Below are 9,271 nucleotides of genomic sequence, written 5' to 3' on the forward strand. Positions count from 1 at the left end.
CCGAATTCGGTAGATAAAGTTTCCAGTGCTTTGTGTAGATCACTCCCATCTTTACCCGCGAAAAGATACGAAACACTGTTACCGCGCAAGTGTGTCAGGTATTCTTCCGAAACGGTTTTACCCAGAACGGCAATGACATTGTCGCCGTTGAGGTTGTCGCCCATATAGCTTAGTTTCCCTTTGGGGTCGAGGATGATAGCCGAAACGGAGGAAGTTCTGTCGCCGATACCGCCTCGTTATGTTTTTTGTTCTTTTCCGCGACCAACACTTCTTTTTCCAGATAGAGTTTTGTAAGTTTCTCTCTGTCTTTCTCCAATTTTATCTGAAGATCTGCTAATTCTTTTTGTTCTTTTGAAAGCATGGATATATCTTTCGGTTGTTGCGCCCGAACAGTCGCCGAGGAAACTGCGATGAAAATAAGGGAGGCTAAAATGAATCGTTTCATAGTTATAATTTGGAATTGTTCTGTGAAATTGAAATGTTTTGATACACACATAAACAATGCCGGAAGATAATATGTTCTCCCGACATTGTTCTTTTTTATCTTCATTCATTCTCTCTATAGATCAACAGTAAAAAATTATCCCCAACTTTCATTTATGTCCAATATATTTGTAATTTTATGTTCATAAATAATTATTCTATGAGAAGGACACTGTTAACTATCGTAATTCTCTTCATTTCTGCATCAACTTTTATTTTTAGTCAGATTACTTCTGGGCAAAACTCGCTTCCCGCCAGTCGCCGCTCTTCATCTGAATTATTTGTGTATAAATTGGACAGGAAAGATGTACGGAATCTGTATCTCAAGGAAAAAAATCTCGAGGAATCCATGTTGCACACTTTTGTCATGCGCTGTACTGAAGCCAAAGATATCCCGGCTTTACCGAGAGGTAATTACATATGGGTGAAAGTGGTTGACAACAATCTGGAGTATAGCGATCATACGGTAGATAATTTTCATCATAGTATCGTAGAAGATGAAAAGGTCATGCTTTTCCTTTCCGATACGTTGGGGAATGTGATCAGTAATGCCGTAGTCAGACAAGGTTTGAAGCGGTTGAAATTTGACGAAATCACACAGACCTATAATACCTCACGAATAGGGGACGAAAAAATTGTGGAAGTAAATAACGGCGGAGTATTACATTATATTGAATTTGAAAAGGAATCCGCTTATTACTATCGAAATAATTTTTTCAGGAGTAGTTGGTATAAAATAATGAATGGTTTCTACAGGGTATTTGAACCGGACAGAGCTTACATACAGGACAAATACGACGGTTTTGTCGTATTCAGTAAACCCAAATACAAACCGGGAGAAACAGTCCGCTTCAAAGCATATATCAATCACAATGGCAGGCCATACAATGAAAAAACGGAGGTTTCGCTCGTCTCCTACTACCCTGTAAGAATAGACACTACGCTGACAACCCTTCAGCCTTATCGTCCCGGAATGTATGAATGGGAGTTTTTGCTGTCCGACAGCCTGAAACTGCATCTGGATAATAGTTATAATATTGTTTTAAAAACCAGGGGTAAACATACCAATGACATAATAGGCAACTTTTATTACGAAGAGTATGAATTGGGACGGATCTCTTTCGAGGCGAAAGCAGACAGGGAGAAATATGTGAAAGGCGATACGGTGAAACTGCAATTCCGCGCCAGCGATGAAAACGGCATGCCGGTGTATGACGGTCGTGTGGATATAACCATTCGGCCATCGAAGCGCTCTGAAAGGAAATATTACGCGGACAGGGCCTTTATTCCCGATGAAATATGGAGACATTCGTTCGATATGAATGGTAAAGCCTCGGAAGAATTGGTATTGCCGGACTCTGTATTTATACCTGCTACGGGCATATATTATGACGTGGAATGCTCTTTTTTCGATTCCGGCAACGAGAAACACGATCAGGAACTGACTGTGTATATGGATATGCGCAACCGGCTTATCGATTTTTCCGTAGAAAAAGGTATATTGACCATAAAAGAACTTGCCGATGGGGAGAGTACGCCGGTTCAGGCGTGGGTTACCGCCTATAATTCCGAAGTGGAAGTAATGTTCCGGGATTCGGTAAAATTGCCTTATTCGCTTCCTCTTCTATGGATCGCCAGCGATTATGAGGTAATGACCGAAACCTCTTCCGGGGAATTTTGTGTTACGGATATTAAAAAAGAGATATTGGAATACCGGTTCTTCAGGGAGGACGGAAATGTTAGGTTAGTAGTAGATAATCCGTCCCGATTCCCTTTCTGGTACACCATAAGAAAAGACAAGAAGATCATAGACAAAGGATATGTGTCTGAACTCGATTATACCTGCAGGGATAGAGGAAAGAACGGCTATATGATGCAGTTGTCCTATTTACTGGGAGAAAAGGCAAGGACCATCACCGGAAGTTTGCCGTATGTGGAGAAAAACCTTTCTATGGAGGTCAATACACCTACGACCGTATATCCGGGACAGACCACCACGGTAGACGTGCTTGTGAAGGATAAGAAAGGTCGGCCGGTAAAAAATGCGGATATTACGGCATATGCTTTTACCTCTAAATTCGGTTCACATTCTCCCAACGTAACTATTTACGGAAAGTCGGTTTCCGGCAAGCGATTTAATAACACGCGATATGATATATCAGGGACGTCTCCGTACAATGTCAGGAGTCCGATGGAATGGGCTATCTGGAAAGAGCGGATGGGGCTCGACTCTATCGAATATTATAAGTTTTTATATCCGGAGATCTGTTATTCATACTCCGAAAAAGTTTCGGGTGAAGTGACGCAAATTGCCCCCTATGTGGTTATCGACGGGATCCCGCAGGGAGTACATATCCTATGGATCGACGAGCAGCCACATTATTTTCATCAGGCCCGGCAACTGGATGTCTATAGTTTTCCGGTAACGCCGGGGTATCATACGCTAAAGTTCCGTACATACGACAGGGAAATAACTGTAGAGGATGTACATGCCCGGGAAGGGATGAAGACGATTCTTTCCGTCAACGGGGAAAAATCAGCCGTTCTCCCGGATACCAATGAGGAAACAGATGGCCCTCCTTTGCAGGTAACCGTGAAAAAATATGACAGGAAAAACAGAGGTCTGCTGAGCGAACGGGAAATGGTCCTACTTGAAGACCATATGATCACTGTAGACAATACTACCGGTACGGCGACCCTTCCGAATGACCAGCCTGTATATACGCCTGCAATAATGAATGCCGGGGGAATCTATTACTGGCTGAATAATTCAGTGGCACGACGCTACGATTACATAGCCCGTTCCTACGTTATGGAACCCATTCTGGCCGGTCCGTTCCCTTACAGAGGATTTTCCACCGGAGGTAAAAATCTCGGAACCCTGTATGTCGATACTATGTTCGTAAATACTTTTGCTATCGAGGGCGGCTATCGTTACGAAATATGGAAAAACTACCTGAAGCAGACAAAATGGAAGCAGATTCCCTTCTCATCAAAAATAAAACCTTTTTCGCCTCAGCTATCATTTTCTCAAAATGCGCTCACAGCCGAAAGTATAAGGGATATGTTCCATGCCCTGTTATTGGACCGGGTGCAACGAAAGAATGGGTTGATGATCCCAAATAATACCAGTAGTGCCAGTGACAGTCCCGATACAAAAGTCAATATACGGCGAGAAACCGGATTGAACATGCCTGTTGCGAAGGATCATGAGGACGGATGCAGGCTTAGGTTGGAGATCGGATATTTTGCCGACAAAAAAGTAACCGCTAATCCGCTGATGATACGCCTATCAACTTCAGAAGATAAAAACACTGCCCGGTATATATACTACGGTGGTACACGCAATTTTAGTAAACTCCCGGAAGGTAATTATCAAATCGATCTGATTTTCAAAGACACTACCCGGTATGCTGTCCCGGTAACACTGAAGGAGAACGGGCTGAATTATCTGAAAATAGATTCGGTCAGGCCTATGCCTGCCGATAGTATTGGCAGAAATACTTTTGCCCTGTTATATTCCCATTTGTATATATCCAAACCGGATACTCCTTTGCCCGATAGTACGGTATATGGTGGCCCGGATAATGTCACAACGGTTCCGGCAGAAACGATAGGGAGTTTTAACAGCACCAATTATACCGGAGAAGAGATTACAGGGACTGTTCTGGACGAGAGTGGCGAACCTCTGATCGGGGCTACGGTAACGATAGAAGGGACGACTACCGGTACAGTTACCGATATCGACGGTAGATTCAGATTGCCCGACACGGGCTCCGGCAATTTGTTTGTATCCTATATCGGTTATCAACCTTTTACCACACGGATCATCCCGGGGTATGATTATCAAATAACACTGGAAGAGGATTATAATGCCCTGGACGAAGTAGTGGTAGTCGGTTTTGGTACGGCCAAAAAAGAAATCATGACAGGGAGCGAAGGTATATTGGGTCTTCTGGATCTGTTTGATTCGCGGGAATTGGAAGGAAAACTTCCCGGGGTAGTGGCGGGCACACAAATAAGAGGAACGGCCTCGATACCGGACAGTTCCCCCCTGTTGATTATAATAAACGGAGTTCCGTACGACGGGGCTTTGTCCGATCTGGATCCCGGCAATATAGCGTCAATGAATGTTGTGAAAGATGCCGATACGGCTATTTATGGGTTCCGTGCCGCCAACGGAGTGATTTTCATAGAGACGAAAGATGGAGTGTCCCCAACCGTATCCCCTGATGACAGCGGTTTCCCGGATGGATGGGACAATGCAAACACGCTCAGGACAAACTTCCATGACGATGCTTTCTGGTATCCCAGCCTTTCCACCGGAAGCGACGGTACCGTCTCTTTCGAAGTGACTTATCCGGACGATATAACGAGTTGGAACGCCAACTTCATTGCTGTAGGCGGACGAAAACAGACCGATAAGGCGCAACTAAACATAAAGTCGTTTAAGCCGCTTAACGCACAGCTCTCCATGCCGCAATTCGCCATCCTGAACGATAGTCTGAATGTGATAGGAAGATTGACCAATCATCTGGGTGACACCGTGAAAATTAAGCGGTCAATCGAGTGGCAGGGAAACAGATCCGAAGAATCTATCACTTTGCTGAACTCCTATGTGGATACTATCCCGGTATTTGCGAATGAATCCGATAGTGTCAGTATCACTTACTCGATGACGATGGAAAGCGGCTATTTTGACGGTGAGCGGCGGACAATCCCCATATATCAGTCCGGAATATTGGAATCCCATGGAGAATTTGCCGTATTGGGCGATACCGTGAGCCACCGGTTCCGGACTAATCCTGCCCTCGGCAAGGTGACAATCCATGCGGAAGCTTCTGCTATGCAATCGTTTTTGGATGAGATCGATAGAATAGATCGTTATCCCTACCTGTGTAATGAACAGATCGCCTCCAAGATAAAAGCGCTCTTGCTGAAAAAACGCATTTGCCCGATGTTCGGGATGGAGTTCAAGGAGGACAATAAGATCAGGAGTCTCCTACGGCGACTTGAAAGAAATAAGAACAGCGATAATTTGTGGGGATGGTGGAACCAAGACAAAACAGAACTATGGATATCCAAACAAATCGTAGAAGCGATGCTCGACGCCGACGCCGACGGATATAAAGTCAACTTCAATAAACAGGGTGCATTGGATGCACTTATTCGTGAACTGAATCGTCGCTTGTCGATAGCGAAAGAAGTAAGCGACGACAGTTTTATAAAACACGAATTATTGAATCTACTGGAATTGCTCAGGAAACTCGATGCAAAAATCGATTATGACCAATATTTCCGGTTGGTATCGTCATTGACCGATATTACGGTCAATGACAGGTTGAAAAGTATGCAAATGGCATTGTTGCTCGACGTAAATGATAAACCGCAAGTAGATTCCCTTTTGAGTCTTTCATCCGAAACCATGCTGGGCTCCGTCTATTGGGGAGAAAAAGAGAAGGAGGGAATACCGCCGGGGCATTTTATGCTGCCCAATGTCAATAATACGGAAAACACGCTTGCAGCGTACCGTATCCTTCGGGAGACGGGAGGGTATGATGAACAGTTGGAGAAGATAAGAAATTATTTTTTCGAGATACGCAAAAGCGGTTCCTGGCAGAATACCTATGAATCCGCCCGTATTATGGAAACCATTATGCCCGACATGATAAAGCCGGAAGGCAGTTTTTCGGATGCAAGATTGACCATCAATGGCAAACAGTACGAAGAATTTCCGTTAACGGCGGAATTTGGAGCAGGAGAAATGATCGATGTGAGAAAAGCCGGAACCATCCCTATCTTCTTCACGGTCTTTCAGCAGGCATGGAATAATACTCCGGACAAGGCTTCGGAAGGGTTCTCCGTTGAAACGGTGTTCAGTGACAATGACGATATTGTTACTGTGCTGGAGTCGGGTAAGAGTGTTGATCTCAAAATAAGCATTACCGTCGATGCGGACGCCGAATATGTGATGATCGAGGTCCCTATTCCTGCCGGATGTTCTTATGAGTCTAAAAACCGGGAAAATTTTTGGAAGGAAACCCATCGGGAATATTACAAAGAAAAAGTAGTTATCTTTTGCCACAAGCTATCCAAAGGAACTCACGATTTCACCATAAAGTTAATTCCGAGATTTACGGGACTGTACCATCTCAATCCGGCCAAAGCCGAATTGATGTATTTTCCCACATTCTTCGGACGGGGAGATACGGGGAAATGCGAAATACAATAAATATATGATGGCCACTTGACAGTAAGCCTCGGAACACCATTATTGTATTTGCATTATTCAAAAATAGTAATTACTTTTGGGTAATTTAAAGCCACCACATGTCCGAATCCGACTTACTAAAGCGAATAACCGAACTGAAAGCTCAAAATGAAATATCCACTCTGAATAATCAGCCTTAAAATCCTAACTCTTTGAACTGTTTTTTGGCTTTAAAAACCGGTTGGTCAAATACCTCCGTATAGGTATATCATAAAAAATAAATAAAGAATTATGCAAACATTATTAGCAAACATCAATGAACAAATCAAATTGTTTCAGGAAAACGCCGCTCAACAAGTAGACAACAACAAAGCTGCCGGCGCTCGTGCACGTAAGGCATCGTTAGAATTGGAAAAACAACTGAAAGCTTTTCGTAAAGCGTCGATCGAAGCTTCCAAGTAAGGTTGATAAAGTTCGGTGAAGTGATGTGGATTGTCCATATCAGGACAATTATACTGTTATACTGTCCTGAACATAGGAGGAAGTTTGAGACGGACAGGTCAGTAGCGGAAATCAAACAGCCTGCAACAACTGAAAAGAATTGGTTAGAACTTATTATTGACGGAGTAACCGATACAAATTGGTTCAGACTGAAACATAAAGAATTTCTGGAAGAAAAAACAATTATCCCTCCTTTCCAAAAAAAGGCTAAATAAACGAGGTTGTCAATTTTTCGGTTGTGTTTGGAATAGTAGTATCGTAACTTTGCTGTTCGAATTTGCAATCAAACAAAATATGGCTATTCATTTCCAATATGGGGAAAAAGAAATTGAACATTTAAAAAAGGTTGATAAACGATTAGCGGCGGTTATCGACCATGTTGGCATGATAGAGAGAACAGTCAATCCCGACCTTTTTTCCGCACTTATACATTCTATTATCGGACAACAAATTTCGACCAAAGCCCACCAAACCGTTTGGGAACGGATGCTAAAAGAATTGGGAGAAATCACTCCTTCCGTTATCGACAGTCTTCCGTTAGAAAAATTACAGAAATTCGGCATTACATTCAAAAAAGCGGATTATATAAAATCTGTTGCACGAAAAATTATAGCGGACGAATTTGATATAAACTCACTTCATTCCATGTCGGACAAAGAAGTCTGCGCCAAACTTTCCGAATTGAACGGTATCGGCGTATGGACTGCCGAAATGTTGATGCTGTTCTCCATGCAGCGCCCCAATGTGTTAAGCTATGGCGATTTAGCTATTCTTCGTGGATTACGGATGGTGTATCGACACCGGATAATTGACAAAGTGAAATTCAACAGGTATTGGAAACGCTATACGCCTTATGCTTCAGTCGCAAGCCTGTATTTATGGGCTGTGGCAGGCGGAGCGGTTGAGGGGATGAAAGATTGTGTATCTAAAAGGATAGAAAGGAAGCTCCCCGGGATTCAAACGATTATTTGATATAAAAAGATGGAAACGGAAAAAGAAGTATTTTATAAAGCATTCCTTGAAAGGGATAGTTCTTTCGAGGGCGTATTCATTGTCGGAGTAAAAACAACAGGTATATTCTGCCGACCCACTTGTCCTGCCAGGCCTAAAATAGAAAACGTAGAGTTCTTCCCTTCTGCAAAAGAAGCCATGCTTAACGGTTACAGACCTTGTAAAGTCTGTAAACCGTTGGAAAAATTGGGAAACCCGCCTGACGGCATTAAACAATTATTGAAATACATGGAAAAAAATCCTACGGTTAAAATAAAGGATGCCGATTTGCAGGAAATGGGATTAGAGCCAAATCAGGTACGCCGGTGGTTTTTGAAAAACTACAAGCAGACATTCCATGCCTACCAAAGAATGTACCGGGCGAACAGTGCCTTCCAACGTATCCAATCCGACCAGAATGTAACGGACGTTGCCTTTGATTCGGGTTATGATTCTTTGAGCGGGTTCAACAGTATGTTCAAAAATATTATCGGTACTTCTCCGCAAAAAAGTAAAGACAAGCGTGTAATCAACGTAACACATGTTGAAACCGATTTGGGACTGATGATTGCCGCCGCAACTGAGAAAGGGATCTGTATGTTTGAGTTTGCCGACTATAAATTGATAGATTTGGAATTAAGACAGTTGGGAGAGGAATTCAATGCTCCGCTTATACAGGGCGACAATCCTCATTTTGATACGCTTAGAGAGCAATTGAATGAGTATTTCAGGGGAGAGCGAAAAGATTTTAATATCCCGCTGGACTTGGCAGGTACGGAATTTCAAAAGGAAGTGTGGCTTGGCTTATTGCAGATACCGTATGGTTGTACGACCACCTATGGAAAACAAGCCGAAGTTTTAGGAAAACCTTCTGCCGTAAGGGCCGTTGCCAATGCCAACGGCAAAAATAAAATCTCTATCATTCTGCCTTGCCATAGGGTTATCGGTGCTGATGGTACACTCACGGGATATGGCGGAGGAATGTGGAGAAAAAAGAAGTTATTGGAGTTTGAAAAAGAGAATATGACAACTTCCCATTAAAATCATGGAAATTATTATTATCTCATTATGCGCATTTCTTGTTGC

At 43.0% G+C, this 9,271-nt stretch carries 5 protein-coding genes; 4 read left to right on the forward strand and 1 reads right to left on the reverse strand.

Features of this window, described 5'->3' with window-relative positions; all coding sequences use genetic code 11:
* Positions 1-169: 169 nt before the first annotated feature.
* Complete coding sequence (locus Q0502_RS07115; RefSeq protein ID WP_298648952.1) at positions 170-445, reverse strand: hypothetical protein; 276 nt, start codon at positions 443-445, stop codon at positions 170-172.
* A 198-nt stretch (positions 446-643) separates the two neighbouring features.
* Here Q0502_RS07115 and Q0502_RS07120 point away from each other — a divergent pair, with 198 nt between their 5' ends.
* The 4 genes from Q0502_RS07120 to Q0502_RS07135 all read left to right on the forward strand — a co-directional run bounded on the left by Q0502_RS07120 (position 644) and on the right by Q0502_RS07135 (position 9,226).
* Entirely contained in the window at positions 644-6,715 is a 6,072-nt protein-coding gene (locus tag Q0502_RS07120; RefSeq protein ID WP_298648955.1) for a carboxypeptidase-like regulatory domain-containing protein, read from the forward strand.
* A gap of 270 nt (positions 6,716-6,985) precedes the next feature.
* The gene (locus tag Q0502_RS07125; RefSeq protein ID WP_298648957.1) at positions 6,986-7,156 is read left to right on the forward strand and encodes a histone H1; all 171 of its coding nucleotides are present in this window, start codon (positions 6,986-6,988) and stop codon (positions 7,154-7,156) included.
* A gap of 333 nt (positions 7,157-7,489) precedes the next feature.
* Positions 7,490-8,167, forward strand: coding sequence for a DNA-3-methyladenine glycosylase 2 family protein (locus tag Q0502_RS07130; protein WP_298648959.1), 678 nt, complete (start codon positions 7,490-7,492; stop codon positions 8,165-8,167).
* Positions 8,168-8,176: 9 nt separating this feature from the next.
* Positions 8,177-9,226, forward strand: coding sequence for a methylated-DNA--[protein]-cysteine S-methyltransferase (locus Q0502_RS07135; RefSeq protein ID WP_298648962.1), 1,050 nt, complete (start codon positions 8,177-8,179; stop codon positions 9,224-9,226).
* Positions 9,227-9,271: the final 45 nt, after the last annotated feature.

Origin of the sequence: uncultured Proteiniphilum sp., from assembly GCF_937873925.1 — a bacterium.
Taxonomy (GTDB): Bacteria; Bacteroidota; Bacteroidia; order Bacteroidales; family Dysgonomonadaceae; genus Proteiniphilum.

Coding starts and splice junctions, on each gene's coding strand:
- Q0502_RS07120 (WP_298648955.1), top strand. CDS start 644: ATGAGAAGGACACTGTTAACTATCGTAATTCTCTTCATTTCTGCATCA.
- Q0502_RS07125 (WP_298648957.1), top strand. CDS start 6,986: ATGCAAACATTATTAGCAAACATCAATGAACAAATCAAATTGTTTCAG.
- Q0502_RS07130 (WP_298648959.1), top strand. CDS start 7,490: ATGGCTATTCATTTCCAATATGGGGAAAAAGAAATTGAACATTTAAAA.
- Q0502_RS07115 (WP_298648952.1), bottom strand. CDS start 445: ATGAAACGATTCATTTTAGCCTCCCTTATTTTCATCGCAGTTTCCTCG.
- Q0502_RS07135 (WP_298648962.1), top strand. CDS start 8,177: ATGGAAACGGAAAAAGAAGTATTTTATAAAGCATTCCTTGAAAGGGAT.